Below are 23,638 nucleotides of genomic sequence, written 5' to 3' on the forward strand. Positions count from 1 at the left end.
CACTCACGACCACGAAAGAGAAAACCTGATGACCGACACCCCGCATTTCCCGCTCTCCGCCGTGGTCGGCGCCGATGACCTGAAACTCGCCCTGTGCCTGACGGCCATCGACCCGAAAATCGGTGGCGTGCTGATCGAAGGTCCGCGTGGCATGGCCAAGTCGACACTGGCCCGGGGCTTGGCGGATCTGCTCGCCAGCGGCCAATTCGTCACCTTGCCGCTGGGTGCTACCGAGGAGCGTCTGGTCGGCACGCTCGATCTTGACGCCGCCCTGAGCGACGGTCGCGCGAAGTTTTCCCCGGGGCTGCTGGCCAAGGCCGACGGTGGCGTGCTGTACGTCGATGAAGTCAATCTGCTGCCCGACCACCTGGTGGACCTGCTGCTCGATGTCGCCGCCAGTGGCACCAACCTGATCGAGCGCGACGGCATTTCCCATCGACATTCGGCGAAATTCGTCCTGATCGGCACCATGAACCCGGAAGAGGGCGAGTTGCGCCCGCAGTTGCTCGATCGGTTCGGCTTGAACGTCGCTTTCAGCGGCCATACCGCGCCGACCGAGCGCGGACAGATCATTCGCCGACGGCTGGATTTCGACAGCGATCCGCAGGCGTTCTGCGCGCAGTGGGAAACCGAGCAACACGCCTTGCGTTCGCGCTGTGAAAGCGCCCGGAAGCTGTTGGTGGAAATCCCTCTGGACGATGCAGCATTGGCGCTGATTACCGAGCGTTGTTTCGCTGCAGGCGTCGATGGCTTGCGCGCCGATCTGGTGTGGTTGCGCGCGGCCCGCGCCCATGCCGCTTGGCGTGGCGCGGATGCGATTGCCGAGCAGGACATCGATGCCGTGGCCGAATTTGCCTTGCGCCATCGCCGTCGCGAACAACCTTCGGCGAACGCTGAGTCGCCTGCGCCACCGCCGTCAGGTGCAGAGAGCAAACCCGGCGAAGGGCAGGGCCAATGGGGCGAAATGCCGGCCACCGCGCAACTTGCCGGCGCCCGTCGCGAAGTCCCGAGCTGGCCGCCGCAGGCAAAAAAGCCCTAGGCATTCGCCCCCGATCCGACGCGGGGGCGAATGCCAGACCCCGCGCCGGACGACTCGCCAATGGTCGCCAGGGCCCACGGCAGAGCGCCAGCAGCGGTTCGGTGAACTGGCCGGGGACGCTGCTCAACGGTCGCCCTTGGAACCGCGCTGATCTGCTGTTTCAGCAGCGCACCCGTTCACCCCACGAAGTCTGGTTGGTGATCGTCGATGCGTCGGCCTCGACCCGTCGCCATCAGGCCTTGAGCGACGCCAAAGGCCTGCTCGCGCAATTGTTCGACGATGCCTACCGCCAGCGGGCGCGGCTGGCCTTGCTGACGGCCAGTGGTGCCGCGCCGAAGTGGCAGGTGCAAGGTTTGAAGGCATCCAGTGGCCTGCGTCTCTGGCTCGACGGTTTGGGCGCCGGTGGCGGCACGCCGTTGCTCGCGGCGCTGGAGCAGGCGCAGCAATGGCTGACGGTGCGGCGCAAACACTTTCCCACTGAAATGCAGCGCTGTCTGATCCTGACCGATGGTCGGGTGAAAGACCTGTCGGCGCTGCCAGCGTTGGCGTGCCCGGCACTGCTGATCGACATCGAGCGCGGGCCGATTCGACTGGGCCGGGCGAAGGAACTGGCGACAGCGCTGCAAGCGCAGTATCGGCATATCGATGAGCCGATTGCCCTCTGATACTTTCTGTGTTTGCTCGGGCCTCATCGCGAGCAGGCTCACTCCTACATTTGGAATGCGTTCCCCTGTAGGCGTGAGCCGGCTCGCGATGGGGCCAACACAGTCAACCCATCTCTCCAGGCTGTACAGATTTTGAAATGATTTGCCGCTGTGGAGCGGACCCTTCGACCCTGTACGCTCCAAGGCCATTTTTCATTCAGGATTTACATGAACACCCTCTCGGAGCCTCCCAGTCAGCACTCTCCAACGCGCCTTCGTGCGACCTTGATCCATTCGCAGCATCCCGTCTTCCGACTCCCGACTATGGTTGTTAACGCGGCTCTTGAGCCTTCGCGTTGCACTTCGCCGTGTCCGGCAGCCTGAATTCACTGAAGAGAGATCGAGACGTTTTATGGAATGGTTAGCGGATCCCACGGCCTGGTTAGGCCTGTTGACTCTGATCGTGCTGGAACTGGTGCTGGGTATCGACAACCTGGTGTTCATTGCAATCCTGGCCGACAAACTGCCGCCGCATCAGCGTGATCGCGCGCGCATCATCGGCCTGTCGCTGGCGTTGATCATGCGCCTGGGCCTGTTGGCGAGTATTTCCTGGCTGGTCACGCTGACGCAGCCGTTGTTCGAGGTGTTCGACAAGAGCTTCTCCGGGCGTGACCTGATCATGCTGTTCGGTGGGGTGTTCCTGTTGTTCAAGGCCACCATGGAATTGCACGAACGCCTCGAAGGCCACGTCGGCGAGCGCTCGACCAACACCGCCTATGCGCTGTTCTGGCCGATCGTGGCGCAAATCGTGGTGCTCGACGCGGTGTTCTCGCTCGACGCGGTGATAACCGCCGTGGGCATGGTCGATGAACTGGCAGTGATGATGATCGCGGTGATCATCTCCATCGGCCTGATGATCGTCGCCAGCAAACCGCTGACCCGTTTCGTCAACGCGCACCCGACCGTGATCATGCTGTGTCTGGGCTTCCTGATGATGATCGGTTTTGCCCTGACTGCAGAAGGTCTGGGTTTCCACATCCCGAAAGGTTATCTGTATGCGGCGATCGGGTTCTCGATCCTCATCGAAGTGTTCAACCAGATCGCCCGGGCACGCCGCAAACGCTCAATGCAGGGCTTGCGTCCGCTGCGCGAGCGCACTGCGCATGCGGTAATGCGCTTGCTCGGCGGGCGCAAACTCGCAGTGGAGGAGGTCGGTGAGGAGATTTCCGATTTGCTCGACAACGGTGAAGCGCCGGTTGCCGAGCTGTTCGACCGCCGTGAGCGGGTGATGATCAGCGGCGTGCTGCAACTGGCGGAACGGCCGATTCGCCAGCTGATGACGGTGCGCGCCGATGTCGATCTGATCGACCTGGCCGATGATGCCGAGACCATTCGTACGAAGTTGATGCATTCGTCCTACTCGCGCTTGCCGTTGATTCGCGATGGCGCGGTGGATGAGCCGTTGGGCTTCGTACACAAGAAGGAACTGCTCAAGGAGTATCTGGCCGGCAACGAGCCGAACCTTGAGCATCTGGCCCGCAAGACCCTCAATCTGCTCGAAAGTTATTCGATCCTCAATGCGCTGGAGCAAATGCGCGCGGCCTCGACGCACATTGCTTTCGTGGTCAACGAGTTCGGTGATTTTGTCGGCGTGCTGACCATGACAGATATCCTCGAGTCGATCGCCGGCGAGTTACCCGATGCCAGCGAAATCGAAGGCCCGGACGTGGTCGAAGAGCGTGGTGGATTCCTCGTCAGTGGTGCGCTGCCCTTGGCACGAGTGCGCCAGCGCACCGGCTTCGGCGCTGAGCCCACCGAGGACTATCAGACCATGGCCGGGTTGGTCATGAGTCTTCTGGATCGCTTGCCGATGATGGGCGACCGACTGGAATACGAAGGCTGGCAACTGACCGTCAAAGCCGTTGAAGAACGACGCGTCACGCGGGTGCTGCTGGAGCGTGCTGCCGCGTAATACTCGCGCTTTTTTTACCAGCTGTGCCGGCCTTTTCGCGAGCAGGCTCGCTCCCACATTAGGAATTTGCGTGTCATTCGGGGAATCAGTGGCCTTCCAGCAGATTGTGCAGTTCAACAAACTGCTGCGTCAGTTTGTGCCGTGGATCGAGGTGGATCAGCGGCATGCTGGCCTGGTGCGACTCGCGCATGCGCACCGAACTGCTCAGATACACCGGCAGCACCGGCAAGCCCTCAGCGATCAGCTCATCGAGCATCTGCTGTGGCAGGCTGGCCCGCGCCTGGAACTGATTGACCACAATGCCTTCGACTTCCAGGCCTTCGTTGTGGTCGTCCTTCAATTCCTCGATTTCGGCGATCAGCCCGTACAGCGCCTGACGCGAGAAACTGTCGCAGTCGAAAGGAATCAACACCCGATCCGCTGCAATCAGCGCCGATACCGCATAGAAATTCAACGCAGGCGGGGTGTCGAGATAGATCCGGTCGTAATCCTCGGCCAGCTCATCGAGCAACTTGCGCAGCTTGTTGATCTTGTGTTTCGCCTCGAGCTTGGGCTGCAGATCGGCCAGCTCGGCAGTGGCGGTAATGATGTGCAGGTTGTCGAACGGCGTTTCGTAGATGTCCGCCTGATTCTTTTTCGAGAACGGCCCGGAGGACAGCGTCTGTTTGAAGAAATCGGCGATGCCCATGGGGATGTCGTCGCCAGTGAGCCCGGTCAGATACTGAGTGGAATTGGCCTGGGCATCGAGGTCGACCAACAACGTGCGATAACCCTCGCTGGCGCTGACCGCCGCCAAGTTGCAGGCGATGCTGGATTTGCCTACGCCACCTTTCTGATTGAACACCACGCGCCGCATGACCAAACCTCCGTGTATCAAAGAATGACCGAGTGTAGTTGCCGGTGACCGCGCTTCGCTACCTTCACGGACATGGACTACGCCGTCAGGTGTAAATATCGACGCTCAGCCATGGAAAAAACCGCCAGCCATCGCAGAGACTCCTGACAGACAGGCAGCGGGGAATATGGATAATGGCCAAGTGATAGCCACCTGACGAACCGCTCGGTACATTTTGTTGGGCAAAATGTAACCAACATTTGCTACACACCCGTCGCACCGGGATAATGCGCGCCACCCGGCGCCCTGCGCCAAGCCAAGCCTGCTGCGGCGCTGGCGACTCAACGCGTCAACGAAAGCCCGCAGGGGCGGGATGAATGTCCGTGATCAACTTCAACATCGCCCAATGGCGCGCGTGGGCCCCGGGGCTCGACAGCGTGGACGCCTGGCAGGCCTGGAGCCGACAACCGGTCGTGCTCCAGAGCAGTGATGCCGCGCCCGATGTGTCGTTTCTGCCGGCCATGCAGCGCCGCCGCCTCAGCCGTCTGGCGCGGATGGCCTTCAGCGTTGGCTGGCCGCTGGCCGACGGAAGGAGCAATCTGCCGCTGGTGTTCGTCTCGCGGCACGGTGAAACCCCTCGCACGTTTGAAATCCTCCGCGATCTGGCCACCGAACAGCCTCTGTCGCCGACCCAGTTCAGCCTTTCGGTGCATAACGCGATCATCGGTTTGTGGTCGATCATGCGCGGCGAAACCAGCGAAATGACCGCCCTCGCTGCCGCTGGCGACGGTCTGGAACACGGCATGCTCGAAGCGGCGGCACTGCTTGCTGAAGGCGCCACGGCGGTGCTGTTGGTGATCACCGAAGAGCAGCCACCCGAGGCGTACTCACAGTGGGTCGATGATGTGCCGTTCCCTTACGCGCTCGGTTTGTTGCTGACGCCGGGTACCGACTGGCGGCTGACCCTGAACAGCAGCAGCGAAACCCGGTCAAAGGCGCACTGGCCGCACGCGCTCAACCTGCTGCGAACCCTGCTCGGCCAGCAACCTGATTGCCAACATGCGTGGAAAAATCGTGTATGGACCTGGCATCGCAACCCGTGACCGCCAAACACCGCGACGCCTATTACTGGCGCCTGCTGGCCACTGCTGCGAGCTTCGCCTTGTTCGGGCTCGGCGGGCTGTGCCTGCGCCTGCTGGTATTTCCGCTGCTCGGTTGCCTGCCCGGTGACGCACTTGAACATCGCCTGCGCGCCCGGCGTACGGTCAGCCGACTGTTCTGGTTTTTCGTGCGGTTCATGGCGCGCACCGGCGTGCTCACCTACGACATCGAGGGCGCCGAACGACTTGGCCGGCCGGGGCAGATGATCATTGCCAACCACCCGTCGCTGATCGATGTGGTGTTTCTCATCGGTCTGGTGCGCCACGCCAATTGCGTGGTGAAGAAGACCCTCTGGGATAACCCGTTCACCCGTGGCCCGCTGCGCCGCACCGAGTACATCAGCAATGACGGCAGCATGGATATGCTCGATGCCGCTGCGCAATCGTTGCAGGACGGCCAGACCCTGATCATATTCCCCGAAGGCACGCGCACCCGGCCCGGGCAGGCGCCGGCCTTTCATCGGGGGGCGGCGGCGATTGCCTTGCGCGGTGCGAAAATCGTTACCCCAGTGATCATCAAGGTCAGCCCGACCACCCTGACCAAAGCCGAGCCGTGGTATCGCATCCCCCATCGCCGCGTGCACTTCAGTTTTCGCGTGGGGGCCGATATAGACCCACAGACCTTCGCCGCGCAAGGCCCCGCACCGCAGGCCTCGCGCAAGCTCAACGATTATTTGCATGACTATTTCATTAAGGAGCTCGCCGCAGATGAGCGAACTGAACACCGCTAGCCTGGTGCGTGACATCAAACTGCTGATCATCGACGCCCTCGGCCTCGAAGACATCAGCCCCGAGGACATCGGCGACGAGCAGACATTGTTCGGCGAAGGCCTCGGCCTGGATTCCGTGGACGCACTGGAACTGGGCCTGGCGATCCAGAAAAAATACGGCATCAAGATTGACGCCGATGCCAAAGACACCCGCAACCATTTCACCAACGTGGCCAGCCTTGCGGCATTCGTCACGGCAAAACAGGCAGCTTGAGACCGGACCATGCAAACTCGTGACGATATTTTCAACACCCTGCGCGATGCCCTGGTCGAGCTGTTCGAACTGGATCCGGCCCGTGTAAGCATGGACGCCAATCTGTATCAGGATCTGGAAATCGACAGCATCGACGCCGTCGACCTGATCGATCACATCAAACGCCAGACCGGCAAGAAGATCGCCGCCGAAGAATTCAAATCAGTGCGCACCGTCGGTGACGTGGTCGAGGCGGTGTTCCGTCTGGTTCAACCGGCCGCATGAGCCGACTGATCGGCCTCGGCCTGCTGCTGGCCGGTCTGCTGTACCCCTTCGCGGTGTATTTCGGCATGGAGCATTTCGCCCCGTGGCAATTTGCGCTGCTGCTGGGCAGCCTGTGGCTGGCGCGCGCCCTGACCGGCGAACGCAAGCCCGGCAGCCTGTGGATGGCCTGCGTAGCGATCGCGTTCTGCCTGTTGCTGGCGGTATTCGACAGCCCGCAATTGCTGCGCTGGTACCCGGTGCTGATCAGCGCGTTCATGCTGGTGCTGTTCGGCGTGAGCCTGAAATACGGCCCGCCGATGGTCGAGCGTCTGGCGCGCTTGCGCGAGCCGGAGCTGCCGGAGGTTGCCGTTCGCTACACACGCAAGGTCACGCTGGCCTGGAGCGTGTTTTTCTTCTGCAACGGTTTGTGCGCCGCCCTCCTCACCCTGTGGGCGCCGCTGGATTGGTGGATGTTGTACACCGGCCTGATCTCCTATGGATTGATCGGCCTGATGTTTGCCATTGAATGGCTGATACGACAACGGGTAAGAGGCCGTACATGAATTGGATAAAACTTGAGCAGCTGTTGCTCAAGGCACTGCCGGCACGGGCAATCTGCCAGGCGCCGGCTCTCGATCACGCGCAGTTGCACGCGCAGGCCCTGAGCGTTGCCGCTGGCCTGCAAGGCCAAGGCGTGAAACACCTGGCCGTGCATCTGGAAGATGCCGCCGACCTCGCCATCGCCCTGCTTGGTGCGTGGCGCGCCGGCGTCAGCGTGTTGCTGCCGGCAGACCTGCAAGCACAGACGCGCCAACGCTGGTCCCCTGAAGTCGATCTGTGGCTGACCGATCAGCCGGGCGACGCGCAGCTCGATGACTTCACTCAACCGGGTTTGCCCGGCGCCGAACTGGATCTCGATCAATGCCGACTGAGCCTGTGCACCTCCGGCTCCAGCGGCGAGCCCAAGCGCATCGACAAGACCCTGCGTCAATTGGCCAATGAAGTCGAAGCGCTGGAGCAGCTGTGGGGCGCAGACCTCGGTGAGGCTTGCATCATCGGCAGTGTCGCCACGCAGCACATCTACGGTCTGCTGTTTCGCGTGTTGTGGCCGTTGTGCGCCGGACGTCCATTCGTGCGCCGGCAACTGGCGTTTTCCGAAGACTTGCAGCGCGCCAGCCGCGAGCACCCGACCTTTGCCTGGGTCGCCAGCCCGGCGCTGCTCAAGCGCATGGGCGACAACCTCGACTGGCCGGACTTAAGGGCCGTGCGCCGGGTATTTTCTTCCGGTGGCGCGTTGCCGCTGGAGGCCGCGCAAAGTCTGCAACAGCGCTTGCAGCAATGGCCGACGGAAATCCTCGGCAGTTCGGAAACCGGCGGCATCGCCTGGCGCCAGGGCGAGTCGTTATGGCAGCCGTTCGCCGGCGTCGAACTGAGCCAGGACAGCGACGGCGCCCTGCTGATCGCCTCGCCTTATCTGCCTGCCGGCCACATCGAACACAGCGCCGACGCCGCGCGCATTGCCGCTGACGGTCGCTTCGAACTGCTGGGGCGGCTCGACCGCATCGTCAAACTGGAAGAAAAACGCATCTCGCTGCCGATGCTCGAACAGGCTCTGATCGATCACGACTGGGTCGCTGAAGCGCGCCTCGGTGTCGTGCAGGAAAACCGCGCCTCGCTCGGTGCGCTGCTGGTACTCAGCGAATCTGGCCTGTTCGCCCTGCGCGAGCACGGCCGCCGTGGCCTGACCGAAATACTGCGCAAACATCTGAGCCAGCATTGCGAAGCCCTCGCCCTGCCCCGACGCTGGCGCCTGCTGCGGCAAATGCCATTCAACAGCCAGGGCAAACTGGCGCAAGCCGACGTCGAAGCGTTGCTTTTGGCCGCACGACCAAAAGCGCCCGAAGTGCTGGAACAAAGCGAAACCGAAGGTGAGTGGAGCCTGCAACTCAGCGTGCCGCCGGATCTGGCCTACTTCAGCGGGCACTTCCCCAAGGCGCCGGTTTTGCCTGGTGTGGTGCAGGTGGAATGGGCATTGAACCTCGGTCGCCAATTGCTCAACCTGACCGGCCCGTTTGCCGGCATGGAAGTGCTGAAGTTCCAGCAACTGGTGCGCCCCGGCGATGAAGTCCAGTTACACCTGCGTTTCGATCCGGAGCGCAGCAAACTGTATTTCGCTTATCGCAATGACACGGCGACCTGTTCCAGCGGCCGAATCCTGCTAGGAGTTGGCAATGCATAACCTGTGGCGAGGGGATGTATTCCATGCATAACCCTTGCGCCGTAATCCCGGTCTACAACCACGAAACCGCAATCGGCACCGTGGTCGATGCTCTGCTCGCGCAAGGTCTGCCATGCATTCTGGTGGACGACGCCAGCGAGCCCTCCTGCGCAACAGTCCTCGACGCTCTGGCCGAACGCGACAACGTGCACCTGGTGCGCCTGACCGCCAACCAGGGCAAGGGCGGCGCGGTGATGACCGGTCTGCGCGAAGCCTCGCGACTGGGCTACAGCCATGCCTTGCAGGTCGATGCCGACGGCCAGCACGATTTGCACGATGTCGCGCGCTTCGTCGCCGAATCCCGCGCTCATCCGGAGGCGATGATCTGCGGCTATCCGCTGTTTGACGAGAGCGTGCCGAAAGGACGTTTGTACGCGCGCTATCTGACCCACGTGATGGTGTGGATCAACAGCCTGTCGTTGCAGATTCGCGATTCGATGTGCGGCTTCCGCGTTTACCCGCTGGCGCCAACCCTGGCAGTGATCGACTCGGCCAAGGTGGGCAAACGCATGGATTTCGATTCGGACATTCTCGTGCGCCTGGCCTGGCGCAATCAGCCGATGCGCTGGCTGCAGACCAGCGTGCATTACCCGCTGGACGGCGTGTCGCACTTTCGCCTGTTCCACGACAACGCGCTGATCTCCAGCATGCACACGCGGCTGTTTTTCGGCATGTTGCTGCGTTGGCCGCTGATCCTCTGGCGGCGGTGGAAACCATGAGCGAAGAAGTCGACAACAAGCACTGGGCCGACCGCGAAGAACGCGGCAGTTTCCTGCTGATGAAATTCACCGCATTCGCCGCCAAAGTGCTTGGCCGGCGCCTGCTGAGTCCGTTGCTGTACGCCATCGTGCTGTATTTTTTCCTCTTTGGCCGCATCGCCCGGCGCAGCGCCTGGCAGTACCAGCAGCGTCTGGCCGAGTGGAGTCAGCGTGCCGACCTGCGCCCGAGCCACCGGCGGGTGTTCGGCCAGTTCATGACATTTGCCGATTCGCTGCTCGACAAGCTCGATGTGTGGAACGGCAAACTGAGCATCGAACAGATCGAAATCATCGACCCGGCGCTGCTGCGCAAGCAGTTGCGCGGCAGTCGCGGACAACTGCTGGTCGGCGCGCATCTGGGCAATCTCGAAGTGTGCCGGGCGTTGGCGGAGATCGGCGAAAAGGTCACCATGAACGTGCTGGTGCACACCAAGCACGCCGAGCAGTTCAACCGCCTGCTTGGTGAGGCCGGGGCGACCAACCTGCGCCTGATTCAGGTCAGCGAACTCGACCCGGTGATCATGCTGCAACTGCACGAACGGCTGGAGCGCGGCGAGTGGCTGGCGATCGCCGGTGACCGCGTGCCGCTGCACGGCGGGCGCAGTGTCACTGTGGATTTTCTCGGCCATCCGGCGCCGTTCCCGCAAGGCCCGTGGTTGCTGGCCGGTCTGCTCAAGTGCCCGGTCAATCTGCTGATGTGCCTCAAGCAACCTGACGGCCACTATCGCCTGACTCTCGAACCGTTCGCCGACGCGGTGGTGTGGACACGCCGCGAGCGCGAGCAGGTCATTCATCAGTGGGCCACCCGCTACGCGCAGCGCCTGAGTCACTATTGCCTCGAAGCCCCACAGCAATGGTTCAACTTTTACCCTTTCTGGAAGACCGATGACGACGCCAACCCATGAGCCGGTAACCTTCGGCGAACGCCCTCTGCGCATCGAAGACGTGCTGGCCCTGGCCAACCGTCAGGCGCCCGTGCAATTGCAGGCTGACGCCGACTATCGCGAGCGCATCGCCAAGGGCGCGCGTTTTCTCGATTCGCTGCTGGACAAGGAAGGGGTGATCTACGGCGTCACCACCGGTTACGGCGATTCCTGCGTGGTCGCGGTGCCGCTGCATCACGTCGAGGCGCTGCCGCGTCATCTCTATACTTTTCACGGTTGCGGCCTCGGCAAGCTGCTCGACGCGCAAGCCACCCGCGCGGTGCTGGCAGCGCGTTTGCAGTCGTTGTGTCACGGCGTTTCCGGGGTTCGGGTCGAACTGCTCGAGCGTCTGCACGCGTTTCTCGAATACGACATCCTGCCGCTGATTCCCGAGGAAGGCTCGGTCGGCGCCAGCGGCGATCTGACCCCGCTGTCCTACGTCGCCGCGACCCTGTCCGGCGAGCGCGAAGTGATGTTCCGCGGCGAGCGTCGTCAGGCTGCCGATGTGCATCGCGAACTCGGCTGGACGCCATTGGTACTGCGCCCGAAAGAAGCGCTGGCGCTGATGAACGGCACGGCGGTGATGACTGGCCTCGCCTGCCTCGCCTTCGCCCGCGCCGATTATCTGCTGCAACTGGCCACACGCATCACCGCACTCAACGTCGTCGCGCTGCAGGGCAATCCGGAGCACTTCGACGAGCGCCTGTTCGCCGCCAAGCCGCATCCGGGGCAGATGCAGGTGGCCGCATGGCTGCGCAAGGATCTGGCGATCGACGCGCCAACTGCGCCGCTGCATCGTCTGCAGGATCGTTACTCGCTGCGTTGCGCGCCGCATGTGCTCGGCGTGCTGGCCGACAGCCTGAACTGGCTGCGCGGTTTCATCGAAATCGAACTGAACAGTGCCAACGACAACCCGATTATCGATGCCGAAGCCGAGCGCGTTCTGCATGGCGGGCACTTCTACGGCGGGCACATCGCCTTCGCCATGGACAGTTTGAAAAACCTTGTGGCCAACGTCGCCGATCTGCTCGATCGGCAACTGGCGTTGCTGGTCGACGAGCGCTACAACCACGGCTTGCCGAGCAACCTGTCCGGCGCGCCCGCCGATCGGGCGATGATCAATCACGGCTTCAAGGCGGTGCAGATCGGCACCAGTGCCTGGACCGCCGAAGCGCTGAAAAACACCATGCCGGCCAGCGTGTTCTCGCGCTCCACCGAATGCCACAACCAGGACAAGGTGAGCATGGGCACCATCGCCGCCCGTGATGCGATTCGTGTGCTGGAGCTGACCGAGCAGGTTGCCGCCGCCACGCTGCTCGCAGCCAACCAGGGCGTGTGGCTGCGCGCTCAAGCCTTCGATGCGCGTCCGCTGCCGCCGGCGCTGGCGGCGATGCACGCAGAACTCGGCAAAGACTTCCCGCCGGTCATCGAAGACCGCGCGCTGGAAGGCGAATTGCGCCTGTGCCTGCAACGCATCGCCGCGCAACACTGGAGGCTGCATGCGTAGTGCCGGAGTGCTTCACGCCGATACCGAGATTCTGGTGCCGTTCTTCGACGTCGACACCATGCACGTGGTCTGGCACGGCCATTACGTCAAATACCTGGAAGTGGCGCGCTGCGCGCTGCTGGACAAGATCGGCCACAACTACACGCAGATGGTCGAGTCTGGGTACGCCTGGCCGATCATCGACCTGCAGCTGCGCTACGTGCGCAGCGCGGTGTTCGGTCAACGGCTGAATGTGCGCGCCAGTCTGGTCGAGTGGGAAAACCGCCTGAAGATCAATTACCTGATCACCGACCTGCAGACCGGCGAGCGCCTGACCCGCGCCAGCTCGGTGCAGGTCGCCGTCGAAGTCAGCAGCCGCGAGATGCAGCTGGCTTCACCGAAAGTCTTCACCGATGCCGTGGAAAGGATGCTGCGATGAATATGTTTTTCAAAAGCCTTGGTGCGTTGACGCTGCTGGCCGTGTCGTCATGGGCCCATGCCTTCGACCTGCAACAGCTCAGTGAACAACTGGCGAAACCGGACGTTATCCACGGCCAGTTCATTCAGGAAAAACACCTGCGCGCCCTGCCGCAGCCGCTGATCAGCAAGGGCAGCTTCGTCCTCGCGAAAACGCATGGCTTGCTGTGGCTATTGAAAACCCCGCTGCAACAGGACTACCGCATCACCGCCAAAGGCATCGCCCGCCGCGACAACAACGGCTGGCAACTGCTGCCGAACAAGAGCGCCGGCGCCGAGCAGAACCGGCTGTTCCTCGCCGTGCTGCAAGGTGACAGCAGCGGTTTGCAACGGGATTTCGAGCTGGCCCTGAGCGGCACGGCGCAACAATGGAAGCTGACCCTGACCCCGCGTTCGATGCTGCTCAAGCAGGTGTTCCAGCAAATCAATATCGACGGCGGTGCTCTGGTGCAAACCATCGAACTGCTGGAAACCCAGGGCGACAGCACCCTGCTGCGCATGCAGGACAGCACCGCCGAGCAACCCTTGAGCGAAGCGGAGCAACATGACTTTGCCGAGTGAACGCAGGCTGCCCTGGCTGTTTCTGAGCCTGCTGCTGGCCGTCGTCGCGCTGGCCGCGTGGCAGTGGCGCGACGGTGCGCCGTTGTCGGCCAATCTCATGGAGCTGGTGCCCGGGACCAATCCCGACGCGCTGGAATTGCGCGCCGAGCAGCGTATGCAGGAGCCCCTCAACCGCGAAATGCTGGTGCTGGTCGGTCACGCCGATCGCCAGCAAGCACTGGCCATGGCCCGGCAATTGGGCGAGCAATGGCAGGCCAGCGGTCTGTTCGAAACCGTGCAGTGGAATCTGCAAGCCGACTTGCCAGCGCTACGCACGCAATTGCTGCAAGGGCGCCTGGCGATGCTCTCGGCGGATGATCGGCAGCTGCTCAGCGAACACCCCGACGTGTTCATCCAGCAGCGGGTGCAGGCGCTGTTCGATCCGTTCAACGGCTTTACCCTGGTGCCGAGTCAGGACGATTGGCTGGGCCTGACCGGGCGCATCCAGAACAGCCAGCCGAAACACGGCGCGGTGCAACTGGACATCGGCAGCGGCGCACTGATCGCCGAAGCCGACGGCAAGAGCTGGGTGATGCTGCGCGCGCGCACCACCGGCAACGCCTTCGACATGAACCTGCCGCTGCAAGTGGCGGAGCTGCTCCAGCACAGTCGCGAACAGGCGGCGAAAGGCGACGTGCAGTTGCTCGCCGCCAGTGGTCTGCTCTACGCCGCCAACGGCCAGCAACAAGCCACCCGCGAAATGACCTGGGTCGGCAGCGGCGCGACGGTCGGGATTCTGCTGTTGCTGCTGTTGGCGTTTCGTCGCTGGCGCGTGCTGCTGGCCTTCGTTCCCGTGCTGGTGGGCATGCTGTTCGGCGCGGTGGCCTGCGTGGCGCTGTTCGGTCACATGCATGTGATGACGCTGGTGCTCGGTTCGAGCCTGATCGGCGTCGCCGTGGATTACCCGCTGCACTATCTGTCCAAGAGCTGGAGCCTCAAGCCCTGGCGCAGCTGGCCGGCCCTGCGCCTGACTTTGCCGGGGCTGACCCTGAGCCTGATCACCAGCGTCATCGGCTATCTGGCGCTGGCGTGGACCCCGTTCCCGGCATTGACGCAGATCGCCGTTTTCTCCGCCGCCGGTTTGCTCGGCGCCTATCTGTCGGCGGTCTGTCTGCTGCCGGCGCTGCTGAAAAATGTCGAACTGCGCCCGGCGCAATGGCCGCTGCGCCTGGCCGAACGCTTGATTCATCTGCGCGAAGCGCTGCTCGATTGCATTCGCACGCCCGTGCTGCTGGCCCTGCTGATCGCCTTCTGCGTCGGCGGTCTAATGCAGTTGCAAAGCAAGAACGACATCCGCCAATGGGTCGGGGCGCCGCAGCACCTGACCGACGAAGCGCAGACCATCGCGCGCATCACCGGTTTCCAACCGACCAGCCAGTTCTTCCTCATTCGCGCCGCCAATCAGGAGCAATTGCTTGAGCGCCAGGCGGCGCTGAGCGAGCGTCTGCAGCAGCTGGTCAACCTCGACAAGCTGCAGGGCTTTCTCGCCCTCGATCAACTGGTCAGCGCGCCGAGCCAGCAACAGCAAGTGCGCGAATCACTGAGCAAGCTGCCATCGTTCTGGCAACCGCTGCTCGACCTCGGCGTGCCGGCGGCGGCTTTGCAAAACGAATTGCAGCAGTTGCAGACCCTGCCCGCCGAAGACATCGACGCCGCGCTGGCCGGCCCGCTCGGTGAGCCGTATCGCACGCTATGGCTTGGCCCGACTGAAGACGGTGTTGCGGCAATGACCAGCCTGCAGGGCTTGAACAATCCGTCGTTGCTGCGCGTGCAGGCGCTGGACTTGCCAGGAGTGGTGCTGGTCGATCGCCTCGGTGATCTGAACAAAGTGTTCGCCGCCACGCAGATCAGCGCCGCCGAACTGAAACTGGCCTCCTGCGTGTTGATCGTGCTGGTGCTGATTCTGCCGTTCGGCCTCACCGGCGCGCTGCGTATCGTTGCCCTGCCGCTGCTGGCAGCGCTGTGCAGTCTGGCCAGCCTCGGCTGGCTCGGTCAGCCGCTGACTCTGTTCAGCCTGTTCGGCCTGCTGCTGGTGACGGCGATCAGCGTCGATTACGCGATCCTCATGCGTGAACAGGTGGGCGGCGCGGCGGTGAGCCTGCTCGGCACCCTGCTCGCGGCGCTAACGACATGGCTGTCGTTCGGCCTGCTGGCAGTGTCCAGCACGCCGGCGGTGAGCAATTTCGGCCTGTCGGTAAGCCTCGGTCTGGCGTTCAGCTTCATGCTCGCGCCGTGGGCCGGGCGCCATGAAACGGTTTCGGAGACAGCAGCATGATGGTTGCCGGCTTCTGGTTGCTGGCCCTGGCGCTGTTTGCGCTGGCGACCCGTGTCGGCCGCCGTTTCGGCCTGATTCCGATCGTCAGTCAGTTGCTACTGGCGAGCTTCGGTTTGCCGCTGCTGATGTACTTCTGGATCGAACCGGGCTGGCAGCTCAGCGGTGCACAACTGATCGCGCCGGACTGGCTGAAAAACCTCTACAGCTTGAGTTTCGCCTTGCTGCTCGGGCACATTCTCAGCGATGTGATCGACCTGAAACTAGATCGTCAGAGCGTGAAAATTGCCCTGCCGAGTTTCATCGTGCCATTCACCTGCGGTCTGGCAGCCGCGCACTGGCTGTTGCCCGCGCAGCCATGGCTCAACTCACTGGCGATCGGGCTGGTGTTCGCGATCACCGCGATCCCGGTGCTGTATCTCTACCTGCGCCATATCGATTATCCGCCCGCCGCCACTCGTCGACTGGTGCAGACCGCAATTCTCATCGACCTGACCTGCTGGACGCTGTTCGGGCTCGCCCAGGGCAGCCTGCACCTGAGCAGCCTGTTGCTGCCCTTGGCGATGGCTGGCGTGCCGCTGTTCCTGTATCTGCTACGCGTGCGCCGACCGCTGACCTACAGCCTCGGATTCTTCGCGCTGCTGGTCATGGCTGAGCATTACAAACTCAACGCACTGATTTTCGGCATCGGCTATCTGCTGTGCATGGCGGTGCTGAAAGTGCCGCTGGTGCTGCCATTGCCGGCGCGCTGGATGAGCCGTTTGCAGGTGTGGATCGCGATCCCGCTGATCCTTACGTTCGGCATCGTCCAGATCGACGTGCACAGCGCTCTTGCCAGTCTCGACGGCGGACAATGGGCGGCGCTGCTGCTGTTGCCGATTGCCAGTAAACTGCTCGGCAACTGGCTCGGCCTCGGCTGGGCAGGCGCGTCGTTCGCGGGCGCCAGTCGCTGGCGCGAAAGCGTGCTGCTGAACATTCGCGGCCTGAGCGAAATCGTCTTTCTCAACCTGCTGTTGCAACAACAGCTCATCACCCCGGCGCTGTATTTCGCGCTGATGCTGATGGGCCTGATCGCCACGCTGCTGCCGGCCCTGATCGGCCTGCATCGCGCGCCCCTGAATCTGAACAGTCCTTTGCCCCGGAGCTCACGTGCCAATCGTTGAAATGGAATCCCGTCAGGTCGTGATCATCGGTGCCGGCCCGTCCGGCGCTATCGCCGCGGCCCTGCTCAAGCGCAAGGGCCACGATGTGCTGGTGCTCGAGCGTCAGCACTTCCCGCGCTTCTCCATCGGCGAAAGCCTGCTCAGCCATTGCCTGGATTTCGTCGAAGAAGCCGGCATGCTCGACGCCGTCAACGCCGCTGGTTTCCAGCGCAAGACCGGCGCAGCGTTTGCCTGGGGCGAGCGTTACAGCGCCTTCGATTTTGGCGATACCTTCACCGCCGGCAAGCCGACCACGTTCCAGGTGCAGCGCGCCGATTTCGACAAGTTGCTGGCCGATCAAGCAGCATTGCAAGGTGCGGAAATCCGTTATGGCGATGCGATCGTCAGCGTCGATTTCGATCAGGCGAAACCACTCCTTGATGTGCGCCGCGAAGATGGCAGCGAGTACCGCGTCGAAGCCGATTTCGTCCTGGACGCCAGCGGTTACGGCCGCGTGCTGTCGCGTCTGCTGGACCTCGAAGCGCCGTCGAATTTCCCGGTGCGTCAGGCCGTGTTCACCCATGTTGAAGATCACATCGACAGCCCGGCGTTCGACCGGGAAAAAATCCTCGTCACCACTCACCCGCAGCACCGCGACGTGTGGTTCTGGACCATCCCGTTCAGCAACGGTCGCTGCTCCGTGGGCGTGGTCGCGGCCGAGGAACATTTCCAGGGCCGCGACAGCGACCTCGATGCCTGCCTGCGCAGTTTCATCGCCGAAACACCAAGCCTCGCCAGGGTTCTCAACAACGCGGTCTGGGACACCCCGGCGCGTACCCTCGGCGGTTACGCGGCCAACGTGAAAACCCTGCACGGCCCGGGCTTCGCACTGCTGGGTAATGCCGCGGAATTCCTCGATCCGGTGTTCTCCTCCGGCGTGACCATCGCCATGCGTTCGGCGAGCATGGCCGCCGGCGTGCTGCACCGTCAGTTGCAGGGTGAAACGGTCGACTGGCAACGGGAATTTGCCGAGCCGTTGAAACGCGGCGTCGACACCTTTCGCTGCTACGTCGAAGGCTGGTACGCCGGCACCTTTCAGGACGTGATTTTCTACGAGGACAGCCAGGCGGACATTCGCCGGATGATCTGCTCGATCCTCGCCGGCTACGCCTGGGACGAGCGCAACCCGTTCGTCAGCGAAGCGCGGCGCCGGCTGAAGATGATTTCCGAACTCTGCGCGCAGGACGCCTCATGAATTACCTGAGCGACAGTTACGTCGAGGAAACCCGCTTCGGCTTCTGGTTCCTGCGCAGCCACACCTGGCAGCACCATGTGCTGCGCGTGGCGATCAATGATCTGCGTGAGTTGTTCTGTGAGCCGCTGCCGGAACAGCCGGTGCTGCTGGACGCCGGTTGCGGGCAAGGCAAGTCGTTCGCTCACTTGCGCCAGACCTTTGCCCCGCAGCGCCTGATCGGCGTCGACGCCGACCCGCACAGCCTGCACCTGAGCGGCGAAGAGGCTGCGCGCCTGAGCATGCCGGTCGAGTTGATCGGCAGCGATTGCGCCACGCTCCGGGTCGCCGATGCCAGCGTCGATCTGCTGTTCTGTCACCAGACCTTCCATCATCTGGTCGAGCAGGAAAAAGCCCTGGCCGAGTTCTATCGCGTGCTGAAACCGGGCGGCTATCTGCTGTTCGCCGAGTCCACCGAGGCCTATATCGATACCTGGGTCATCCGCTGGCTGTTCCGTCATCCGATGCACGTACAAAAGAGCGCCGCCGGTTATCTGCAGATGATTCGCGAGCAGGGTTTCGAGTTTGCCGAGCGCAATGTTTCCTACCCGTACCTGTGGTGGAGCCGGTCGAAGGATTTTGGCTTGCTGGAGCGGTTGGGGTTGCGGAAGCCCAAGCCGTTTGGCGAACGCGAAGAGACACTGGTGAATGTCGTAGCGCGCAAGCCGCTTGCGGGTGCTATCTGATGCAACGCATAACCTGTAGGAGTGAGCCTGCTCGCGATAGCGGTAGGTCAGCCAATGACTATTTTGAATGCATGACCGCTATCGCAAGCAGGCTCACTCCTACAAGGGTGGTGGCATGGTTGATGATGGTGTTCTGTGCCCTGTTGTTGAGCGCCTGTGCCAGCCAGGCACCGCTGCCAGCGGCCAACCCGACGCTGCCCCTGCCGCTGCAACTGCACATCGAACGCGAGCAGGCCGGGCAGCGTCAGGACTGGCTGCTGGTGATCCAGCGCGAAGGCGCCGGCACGCGCTGGTCGATGATGGATCCGCTGGGCATCCCCCAGGCTCGTCAGCGACTGATCGACGGGCATTGGCAGGCCGACGGCCTGCTGCCGCCCAATCCCGAGGCGCGGGAGTTGTTCGCCGCGCTGCTGTTCGCCCTGACCCCGTCCGCCGAACTGCTGCGCAACTATCCCGACGCCCGGCAACAGACCGATCAGCGTTCTCTGCCGGCGCGCTGGAACGTTCGCTATTCACAACCGTTGAGCTTCGAATTGAATCTGCCCCAAGGCCCGCACTATCGCGTTTCCCAGTTAGGTGAATCGACGCCATGACCGCTTACCTGAATGCCCTCGGCGTAATCTGTGCCTTGGGCCGCGACAAGTCTGAAGTCGCGCGCAATCTGTTCGCCGGCGACTGTTCGGGGATGCGCCGCGAGGCCGGCCGGGTTGTCGAGCGTGAGCTGCCAGTGGCCGCCGTGCACGGTGAATTGGCCGCGATTCCAGCCGAAATGATCGAGCACAGCAGTCGCAACAACCAACTGCTGCTGGAAGCCGCGCTGCAGATTCGTGACGACATTGATCGCGCGATCCAGACCTATGGCCGTGCACGCATCGGCGTCGTGCTCGGCACCAGCACGTCAGGCATCGACGAGGCGAGCCGGGGTCTGGCGCATTACATCCGCGAGCAACAGTTTCCTCGCGAGTACGACTATCGCCAGCAGGAACTTGGCGCTCCGGCGAATTTTCTCGCCGAGTGGCTGCAACTGAGCGGTCCGGCCTACGTGATTTCCACCGCCTGCACTTCCAGTGCCCGCGCGTTGATGAGTGCTCAGCGTCTGCTCGATCTGGGCCTGTGCGATGCGGTGCTGTGCGGCGGCGTCGACAGTCTGTGCAAGCTCACCCTGAACGGTTTTTCTTCGCTGGAAGCCGTTTCAGATGAACGCTGCAATCCTTTTTCGGCCAACCGCAACGGCATCAATATCGGCGAAGCAGCGGTGCTGTTCGTGATGAGCAAACAGCGCGGCGAAGGTCCGGGGATTGCCCTGCTCGGCGCAGGCGCCAGCTCGGATGCGCACCATATTTCCGCGCCAGAGCCGAGCGGTCGCGGCGCCCTGCAAGCGATGCAAAAAGCCCTGGGCCGCGCCGATCTGCAAGCCGCGCAAATCAACTACCTGAACCTGCACGGCACCGCCACTCAACACAACGACGCCATGGAAAGTCTGGCGGTCGCGGCGCTGTTTCCCAAAGGCGTCGCCTGCTCGTCGACCAAGCCGCTGACCGGCCACACCCTCGGCGCAGCTGGCGCACTGGAAACGGCGTTCTGCTGGCTGAGCCTGAGCGCCGACAACCCCGACCAAGCGTTGCCGCCGCACATCTGGGACGGCCAGGCCGATCCCGCGCTGCCGCCCCTGCAGTGGGTGACTGCGAGCGAGCGCCTGACGTCCATTGCACCGCGCTACCTGATGAGCAACTCGTTTGCCTTCGGCGGCAACAACGTCAGCCTGATAATCGGAGACGCCCCATGAGCCACTGGCCGCTCGCCGAACTGCTGCCGCACGCCGGCGACATGATTCTGATCGACGCCATCGAGCGCTTCGATGACGAGCAGATCTTCACCCGCCTGACGGTCAAGCCCGACGGCCTGTTCAACCTGCCCGACGGTAGCTTGCCGGCGTGGGTCGGCGTCGAGCTGATGGCGCAGAGCGTCGCCGCTTTCGCCGGTTGCCACGCGCGGCAAAAAGGCAATCCGGTGGAGCTGGGCTTTCTCCTCGGCACGCGCAAGTTCGAGTGCAACGTCGAAGCCTTTGCGCCGGGCAGCGAATTGACCGTCCACGGCATTCGCTCACTGGAAGACGACAACGGCATGGGCGTGTTCGAATGCCATATCCATGGCGACGGCATTCATGCCAGCGCACGGCTGAACGTGTTCCGTCCGCCCGAAGCCAAGCAATACCTGCAACAGACAAAGGAGTCGCACGATGACTGAATCCGTACTGGTCACCGGCTCCAGCCGTGGCATCGGCCGCGCCATTGCCTTGCGTCTGGCGCAAGCCGGGCATGACATCGTCCTGCATTGCCGCAACGGCATGACCGAAGCCCAAGCGGTGCAGGCCGAAATCGAAGCACTGGGTCGCCGTGCGCGCATTCTGCAATTCGATGTTGCCGACCGTGACACCTGCAAAAGCATTCTCGAAGCCGATGTCGACAACCACGGTGCCTATTACGGGGTAGTGCTCAACGCCGGGCTGACCCGCGACGGCGCGTTTCCGGCGCTGAGCGATGACGATTGGGACGTGGTCCTGCGCACCAATCTCGACGGCTTCTACAACGTTTTGCACCCGGTGATGATGCCGATGATCCGTCGCCGCGCCGCCGGGCGCATCGTCTGCATCACGTCGGTGTCGGGTCTGATCGGCAACCGTGGCCAGGTCAACTACAGCGCTTCGAAGGCCGGGGTGATCGGCGCGGCAAAGGCGTTGGCGATCGAGCTGGGCAAGCGCAAAATCACCGTTAACTGCGTCGCCCCGGGCCTGATCGACACGGCCATGCTCGACGAAAACGTACCGGTGGAAGAGCTGATGAAAATGATCCCCGCGCAGCGCATGGGCACCCCTGAAGAAGTGGCGGCTGCGGTGAATTTCCTGATGTCGGCGGAAGCTTCGTACATCACCCGCCAGGTCCTGGCCGTCAACGGAGGCCTGTGCTGATGAAGCGCGTCGTCGTCACCGGCATGGCCGGCATCACCTCGCTCGGCAGCGACTGGCAGACCATTGCCGGCAACTTCGCAGCCAACCGCAGCGGCATTCGCCGCATGGACGAGTGGGATCGCTTCACTGAACTCAACACGCGTCTGGCCGGCCCCATCGATGACTTTGTCGTGCCATCGCACTGGACCCGCAAACAATTGCGCAGCATGGGCCGGGTTTCCCGCCTGGCGGTCGCGGCGGCGGAAAAAGCCCTGGCCGACGCAGGCCTGCTCGGCGACGAATCGATCAAGGACGGGCGCATGGGCGTTGCCTGCGGCTCGTCCACCGGCAGCACTGACGAGATCAAGGCTTTCGGCAACATGCTGCTCAACTCGGTGGCCGAGGGGCTCAACGCCAACTCCTATGTGCGAATGATGCCGCACACCACCGCGGCCAATATCAGCATCTTCTTCGGCCTCACCGGACGCCTGATTCCGACCTCCAGCGCCTGCACCAGCGGCAGCCAGGGAATCGGTTACGCCTACGAGGCGATCAAGTTCGGCCGCCTGCCACTGATGCTCGCTGGCGGCGCTGAAGAGCTGTGCCCGACCGAAGCCATGGTCTTCGACGCGCTCTACGCCACCAGTCTGAAAAACGATGCACCACAGACCAGCCCTCGCCCGTATGACAAAGGCCGCGACGGTCTGGTGATCGGTGAGGGTGGCGGCATGCTGGTGCTTGAGGAGCTTGAACACGCCCTCGCCCGTGGCGCGCATATCCACGCGGAAATTGTCGGTTTCGGCAGCAACGCCGACGGCCAGCACACTACCCGCCCGGAACAGGTCACGATGCGTCGCGCCATGGAACTGGCCCTGGAAGATGCCGGCCTCAGCCCGGATGCCATCGGTTATGTGAACGGCCACGGCACCGCGACCGAGCAGGGCGACATCGCCGAAACACTGGCCACCAGCAGCCTGTTCGGTGAGCACATGCCGATCAGCTCGCAGAAGAGTTTTCTCGGCCACACCCTCGGTGCCTGCGGTGCGCTGGAATCGTGGTTCAGCATCGAAATGCTCAACCGCGACCAGTACGTGCACACCTTCAACCTCGACGAGGTCGATCCGCACTGCGGCAAGCTCGATTACCTGCGCGGCGAATTCCGCCAGATGCATCACGACTACGTGATGAACAACAATTTCGCTTTCGGCGGCGTCAACACTTCGTTGATTTTCCGCCGCTGGGCATAACCGAATCAATCCAGGTCAAGGAGACCTTCATGCACTTCCACAAACTCGCCGCCGTCACTCTGTTGCTCTGCGCCTTGCCAGCGGTCAGCCAGGCCCGCGACACAGCGGTCTACCTGCCGTTCGACAAAGCCGTCGCCGAAGCAACCCGCTCCGGCAAGATCGATGGCAGCGTAAAATTCTATCTGGCCGGCAACACCCCGGCCGGCAAAGTCACCGTCGTCAGCCCCGACGCCGTGACCAACAAGAAAACCAACGCCTTCAACAAATCTGACGAAGTCGCCTGCGAGTGGGTCGCCCAATCGGCAATCATCAGCCTGCATCAGGCCGCAAAAAATGCCGGCGCCAACGCCGTGACCAACATCGTCAGCTTCTACAAACGCAACGAGCGCAAGGACGCGCAAACCTACGAGTGCCACGCCGGCGCGATCATGGCGGGCGTTGCGTTGAAGGGTGATCTGGCGAAGGTTCAGTAAGCGCCAGAAATGACAAAGGGCGCCGTTTGGCGCCCTTTCACACACAGGTCGGCTTGTCATCGCCGATTACCTGCCTGGCTCTGCGATGGCTGGTTACCCAGGATCCTCAGAGTCTCACAAGCCCCTTTCGGGAGCGCAGGCCGCTTCCGGCCTCTTCGCGAGCAGGCTCGCTCCCACAGGG

At 62.8% G+C, this 23,638-nt stretch carries 25 protein-coding genes; 24 read left to right on the forward strand and 1 reads right to left on the reverse strand.

Translation table 11 applies throughout. The features are described 5' to 3' along the window. The first annotated feature begins 28 nt into the window (after positions 1-28). From DCO47_RS05090 to DCO47_RS05100, 3 genes are all read left to right on the forward strand, one after another. On the forward strand, positions 29-1,039 hold the full coding sequence (locus tag DCO47_RS05090) for an ATP-binding protein (protein WP_116657631.1): 1,011 nt from the start codon (positions 29-31) through the stop codon (positions 1,037-1,039). Further along, the gene (locus DCO47_RS05095; protein ID WP_116657632.1) at positions 955-1,704 is read left to right on the forward strand and encodes a VWA domain-containing protein; all 750 of its coding nucleotides are present in this window, start codon (positions 955-957) and stop codon (positions 1,702-1,704) included. Before DCO47_RS05090 ends, DCO47_RS05095 begins: the two co-directional genes overlap by 85 nt. Before the next feature lie 391 nt (positions 1,705-2,095). After that, the gene (locus DCO47_RS05100; protein ID WP_064361773.1) at positions 2,096-3,655 is read left to right on the forward strand and encodes a TerC family protein; all 1,560 of its coding nucleotides are present in this window, start codon (positions 2,096-2,098) and stop codon (positions 3,653-3,655) included. A gap of 85 nt (positions 3,656-3,740) precedes the next feature. Here DCO47_RS05100 and DCO47_RS05105 read toward each other — a convergent pair whose 3' ends face one another. Continuing rightward, positions 3,741-4,511 carry a ParA family protein gene (locus DCO47_RS05105; RefSeq protein WP_064363225.1) on the reverse strand — a complete coding sequence of 257 codons (771 nt, stop codon included), beginning with the start codon at positions 4,509-4,511 and terminating at the stop codon, positions 3,741-3,743. Positions 4,512-4,867: 356 nt separating this feature from the next. Between DCO47_RS05105 and DCO47_RS05110 the strand changes: the two genes are divergently transcribed. The 21 genes from DCO47_RS05110 (at position 4,868) to DCO47_RS05210 (ending at position 23,457) form a co-directional block, all read left to right on the forward strand. Next, entirely contained in the window at positions 4,868-5,593 is a 726-nt protein-coding gene (locus tag DCO47_RS05110; protein ID WP_064363227.1) for a beta-ketoacyl synthase chain length factor, read from the forward strand. Then, the gene (locus DCO47_RS05115) at positions 5,569-6,381 is read left to right on the forward strand and encodes a 1-acyl-sn-glycerol-3-phosphate acyltransferase (protein WP_064363229.1); all 813 of its coding nucleotides are present in this window, start codon (positions 5,569-5,571) and stop codon (positions 6,379-6,381) included. Before DCO47_RS05110 ends, DCO47_RS05115 begins: the two co-directional genes overlap by 25 nt. Further along, on the forward strand, positions 6,359-6,634 hold the full coding sequence (locus DCO47_RS05120) for a phosphopantetheine-binding protein (protein WP_039756723.1): 276 nt from the start codon (positions 6,359-6,361) through the stop codon (positions 6,632-6,634). The genes DCO47_RS05115 and DCO47_RS05120 overlap by 23 nt, the downstream gene beginning before the upstream one ends. A 9-nt stretch (positions 6,635-6,643) precedes the next feature. After that, entirely contained in the window at positions 6,644-6,898 is a 255-nt protein-coding gene (locus tag DCO47_RS05125; protein ID WP_016772026.1) for an acyl carrier protein, read from the forward strand. Next, positions 6,895-7,440: a membrane protein gene (locus DCO47_RS05130; protein WP_042608716.1), complete on the forward strand. Its 546-nt coding sequence runs from the start codon at positions 6,895-6,897 to the stop codon at positions 7,438-7,440. The genes DCO47_RS05125 and DCO47_RS05130 overlap by 4 nt, the downstream gene beginning before the upstream one ends. Then, positions 7,437-9,116 carry an acyl-CoA synthetase family protein gene (locus DCO47_RS05135; RefSeq protein WP_116657633.1) on the forward strand — a complete coding sequence of 560 codons (1,680 nt, stop codon included), beginning with the start codon at positions 7,437-7,439 and terminating at the stop codon, positions 9,114-9,116. Before DCO47_RS05130 ends, DCO47_RS05135 begins: the two co-directional genes overlap by 4 nt. A gap of 23 nt (positions 9,117-9,139) precedes the next feature. Next, positions 9,140-9,874, forward strand: coding sequence for a glycosyltransferase family 2 protein (locus DCO47_RS05140; protein ID WP_116657644.1), 735 nt, complete (start codon positions 9,140-9,142; stop codon positions 9,872-9,874). Continuing rightward, positions 9,871-10,818, forward strand: a complete 948-nt coding sequence (locus DCO47_RS05145; protein ID WP_116657634.1) for a glycosyl transferase — start codon at positions 9,871-9,873, stop codon at positions 10,816-10,818. The genes DCO47_RS05140 and DCO47_RS05145 overlap by 4 nt, the downstream gene beginning before the upstream one ends. Further along, entirely contained in the window at positions 10,799-12,343 is a 1,545-nt protein-coding gene (gene hutH, locus DCO47_RS05150; RefSeq protein ID WP_116657635.1) for a histidine ammonia-lyase, read from the forward strand. The genes DCO47_RS05145 and hutH overlap by 20 nt, the downstream gene beginning before the upstream one ends. Further along, the gene (locus tag DCO47_RS05155; protein WP_042608713.1) at positions 12,336-12,761 is read left to right on the forward strand and encodes a thioesterase family protein; all 426 of its coding nucleotides are present in this window, start codon (positions 12,336-12,338) and stop codon (positions 12,759-12,761) included. The genes hutH and DCO47_RS05155 overlap by 8 nt, the downstream gene beginning before the upstream one ends. Continuing rightward, positions 12,758-13,360 carry an outer membrane lipoprotein carrier protein LolA gene (locus tag DCO47_RS05160; RefSeq protein WP_116657636.1) on the forward strand — a complete coding sequence of 201 codons (603 nt, stop codon included), beginning with the start codon at positions 12,758-12,760 and terminating at the stop codon, positions 13,358-13,360. Before DCO47_RS05155 ends, DCO47_RS05160 begins: the two co-directional genes overlap by 4 nt. After that, a complete protein-coding gene (locus tag DCO47_RS05165) occupies positions 13,344-15,674 on the forward strand; it encodes an MMPL family transporter (RefSeq protein WP_116657637.1) in 2,331 nt (776 codons plus the stop codon). The genes DCO47_RS05160 and DCO47_RS05165 overlap by 17 nt, the downstream gene beginning before the upstream one ends. Further along, the gene (locus DCO47_RS05170; RefSeq protein WP_116657638.1) at positions 15,671-16,834 is read left to right on the forward strand and encodes a sodium:proton antiporter; all 1,164 of its coding nucleotides are present in this window, start codon (positions 15,671-15,673) and stop codon (positions 16,832-16,834) included. The genes DCO47_RS05165 and DCO47_RS05170 overlap by 4 nt, the downstream gene beginning before the upstream one ends. After that, a complete protein-coding gene (locus DCO47_RS05175; RefSeq protein ID WP_116657639.1) occupies positions 16,821-18,068 on the forward strand; it encodes an NAD(P)/FAD-dependent oxidoreductase in 1,248 nt (415 codons plus the stop codon). The genes DCO47_RS05170 and DCO47_RS05175 overlap by 14 nt, the downstream gene beginning before the upstream one ends. Further along, on the forward strand, positions 18,065-18,790 hold the full coding sequence (locus tag DCO47_RS05180) for a class I SAM-dependent methyltransferase (RefSeq protein WP_116657640.1): 726 nt from the start codon (positions 18,065-18,067) through the stop codon (positions 18,788-18,790). The genes DCO47_RS05175 and DCO47_RS05180 overlap by 4 nt, the downstream gene beginning before the upstream one ends. 122 nt (positions 18,791-18,912) lie before the next feature. Continuing rightward, positions 18,913-19,383 carry a hypothetical protein gene (locus tag DCO47_RS05185; RefSeq protein WP_371919859.1) on the forward strand — a complete coding sequence of 157 codons (471 nt, stop codon included), beginning with the start codon at positions 18,913-18,915 and terminating at the stop codon, positions 19,381-19,383. After that, positions 19,380-20,576, forward strand: coding sequence for a beta-ketoacyl-[acyl-carrier-protein] synthase family protein (locus DCO47_RS05190; protein WP_116657641.1), 1,197 nt, complete (start codon positions 19,380-19,382; stop codon positions 20,574-20,576). Before DCO47_RS05185 ends, DCO47_RS05190 begins: the two co-directional genes overlap by 4 nt. After that, positions 20,573-21,037: a hotdog family protein gene (locus DCO47_RS05195; protein ID WP_116657642.1), complete on the forward strand. Its 465-nt coding sequence runs from the start codon at positions 20,573-20,575 to the stop codon at positions 21,035-21,037. The genes DCO47_RS05190 and DCO47_RS05195 overlap by 4 nt, the downstream gene beginning before the upstream one ends. Beyond that, positions 21,030-21,758 (forward strand): 3-oxoacyl-ACP reductase FabG, encoded by a 729-nt coding sequence (gene fabG / locus DCO47_RS05200; RefSeq protein ID WP_116657643.1) that lies wholly within the window; start codon positions 21,030-21,032, stop codon positions 21,756-21,758. Before DCO47_RS05195 ends, fabG begins: the two co-directional genes overlap by 8 nt. Next, entirely contained in the window at positions 21,758-22,984 is a 1,227-nt protein-coding gene (locus DCO47_RS05205) for a beta-ketoacyl-ACP synthase (protein ID WP_083354036.1), read from the forward strand. The genes fabG and DCO47_RS05205 overlap by 1 nt, the downstream gene beginning before the upstream one ends. 29 nt (positions 22,985-23,013) lie before the next feature. Next, on the forward strand, positions 23,014-23,457 hold the full coding sequence (locus DCO47_RS05210) for a hypothetical protein (RefSeq protein WP_064363258.1): 444 nt from the start codon (positions 23,014-23,016) through the stop codon (positions 23,455-23,457). Positions 23,458-23,638: the final 181 nt, after the last annotated feature.

The sequence above is a fragment of the Pseudomonas sp. NDM genome (assembly GCF_003105095.1).
GTDB classification, from domain to species: domain Bacteria; phylum Pseudomonadota; class Gammaproteobacteria; order Pseudomonadales; family Pseudomonadaceae; genus Aquipseudomonas; species Aquipseudomonas moraviensis_A.

Excerpts from the sequence above, each read along its gene's own strand:
- fabG (WP_116657643.1), top strand. The coding sequence starts at position 21,030 with ATGACTGAATCCGTACTGGTCACCGGCTCCAGCCGTGGCATCGGCCGC.
- DCO47_RS05205 (WP_083354036.1), top strand. The coding sequence starts at position 21,758 with ATGAAGCGCGTCGTCGTCACCGGCATGGCCGGCATCACCTCGCTCGGC.
- DCO47_RS05135 (WP_116657633.1), top strand. The coding sequence starts at position 7,437 with ATGAATTGGATAAAACTTGAGCAGCTGTTGCTCAAGGCACTGCCGGCA.
- DCO47_RS05105 (WP_064363225.1), bottom strand. The coding sequence starts at position 4,511 with ATGCGGCGCGTGGTGTTCAATCAGAAAGGTGGCGTAGGCAAATCCAGC.
- DCO47_RS05145 (WP_116657634.1), top strand. The coding sequence starts at position 9,871 with ATGAGCGAAGAAGTCGACAACAAGCACTGGGCCGACCGCGAAGAACGC.
- DCO47_RS05120 (WP_039756723.1), top strand. The coding sequence starts at position 6,359 with ATGAGCGAACTGAACACCGCTAGCCTGGTGCGTGACATCAAACTGCTG.
- DCO47_RS05190 (WP_116657641.1), top strand. The coding sequence starts at position 19,380 with ATGACCGCTTACCTGAATGCCCTCGGCGTAATCTGTGCCTTGGGCCGC.
- hutH (WP_116657635.1), top strand. The coding sequence starts at position 10,799 with ATGACGACGCCAACCCATGAGCCGGTAACCTTCGGCGAACGCCCTCTG.
- DCO47_RS05100 (WP_064361773.1), top strand. The coding sequence starts at position 2,096 with ATGGAATGGTTAGCGGATCCCACGGCCTGGTTAGGCCTGTTGACTCTG.
- DCO47_RS05095 (WP_116657632.1), top strand. The coding sequence starts at position 955 with ATGGGGCGAAATGCCGGCCACCGCGCAACTTGCCGGCGCCCGTCGCGA.
- DCO47_RS05130 (WP_042608716.1), top strand. The coding sequence starts at position 6,895 with ATGAGCCGACTGATCGGCCTCGGCCTGCTGCTGGCCGGTCTGCTGTAC.
- DCO47_RS05160 (WP_116657636.1), top strand. The coding sequence starts at position 12,758 with ATGAATATGTTTTTCAAAAGCCTTGGTGCGTTGACGCTGCTGGCCGTG.
- DCO47_RS05125 (WP_016772026.1), top strand. The coding sequence starts at position 6,644 with ATGCAAACTCGTGACGATATTTTCAACACCCTGCGCGATGCCCTGGTC.
- DCO47_RS05185 (WP_371919859.1), top strand. The coding sequence starts at position 18,913 with ATGATGGTGTTCTGTGCCCTGTTGTTGAGCGCCTGTGCCAGCCAGGCA.
- DCO47_RS05165 (WP_116657637.1), top strand. The coding sequence starts at position 13,344 with ATGACTTTGCCGAGTGAACGCAGGCTGCCCTGGCTGTTTCTGAGCCTG.
- DCO47_RS05090 (WP_116657631.1), top strand. The coding sequence starts at position 29 with ATGACCGACACCCCGCATTTCCCGCTCTCCGCCGTGGTCGGCGCCGAT.
- DCO47_RS05140 (WP_116657644.1), top strand. The coding sequence starts at position 9,140 with ATGCATAACCCTTGCGCCGTAATCCCGGTCTACAACCACGAAACCGCA.
- DCO47_RS05195 (WP_116657642.1), top strand. The coding sequence starts at position 20,573 with ATGAGCCACTGGCCGCTCGCCGAACTGCTGCCGCACGCCGGCGACATG.
- DCO47_RS05155 (WP_042608713.1), top strand. The coding sequence starts at position 12,336 with ATGCGTAGTGCCGGAGTGCTTCACGCCGATACCGAGATTCTGGTGCCG.
- DCO47_RS05170 (WP_116657638.1), top strand. The coding sequence starts at position 15,671 with ATGATGGTTGCCGGCTTCTGGTTGCTGGCCCTGGCGCTGTTTGCGCTG.
- DCO47_RS05115 (WP_064363229.1), top strand. The coding sequence starts at position 5,569 with ATGGACCTGGCATCGCAACCCGTGACCGCCAAACACCGCGACGCCTAT.
- DCO47_RS05110 (WP_064363227.1), top strand. The coding sequence starts at position 4,868 with ATGTCCGTGATCAACTTCAACATCGCCCAATGGCGCGCGTGGGCCCCG.
- DCO47_RS05180 (WP_116657640.1), top strand. The coding sequence starts at position 18,065 with ATGAATTACCTGAGCGACAGTTACGTCGAGGAAACCCGCTTCGGCTTC.
- DCO47_RS05210 (WP_064363258.1), top strand. The coding sequence starts at position 23,014 with ATGCACTTCCACAAACTCGCCGCCGTCACTCTGTTGCTCTGCGCCTTG.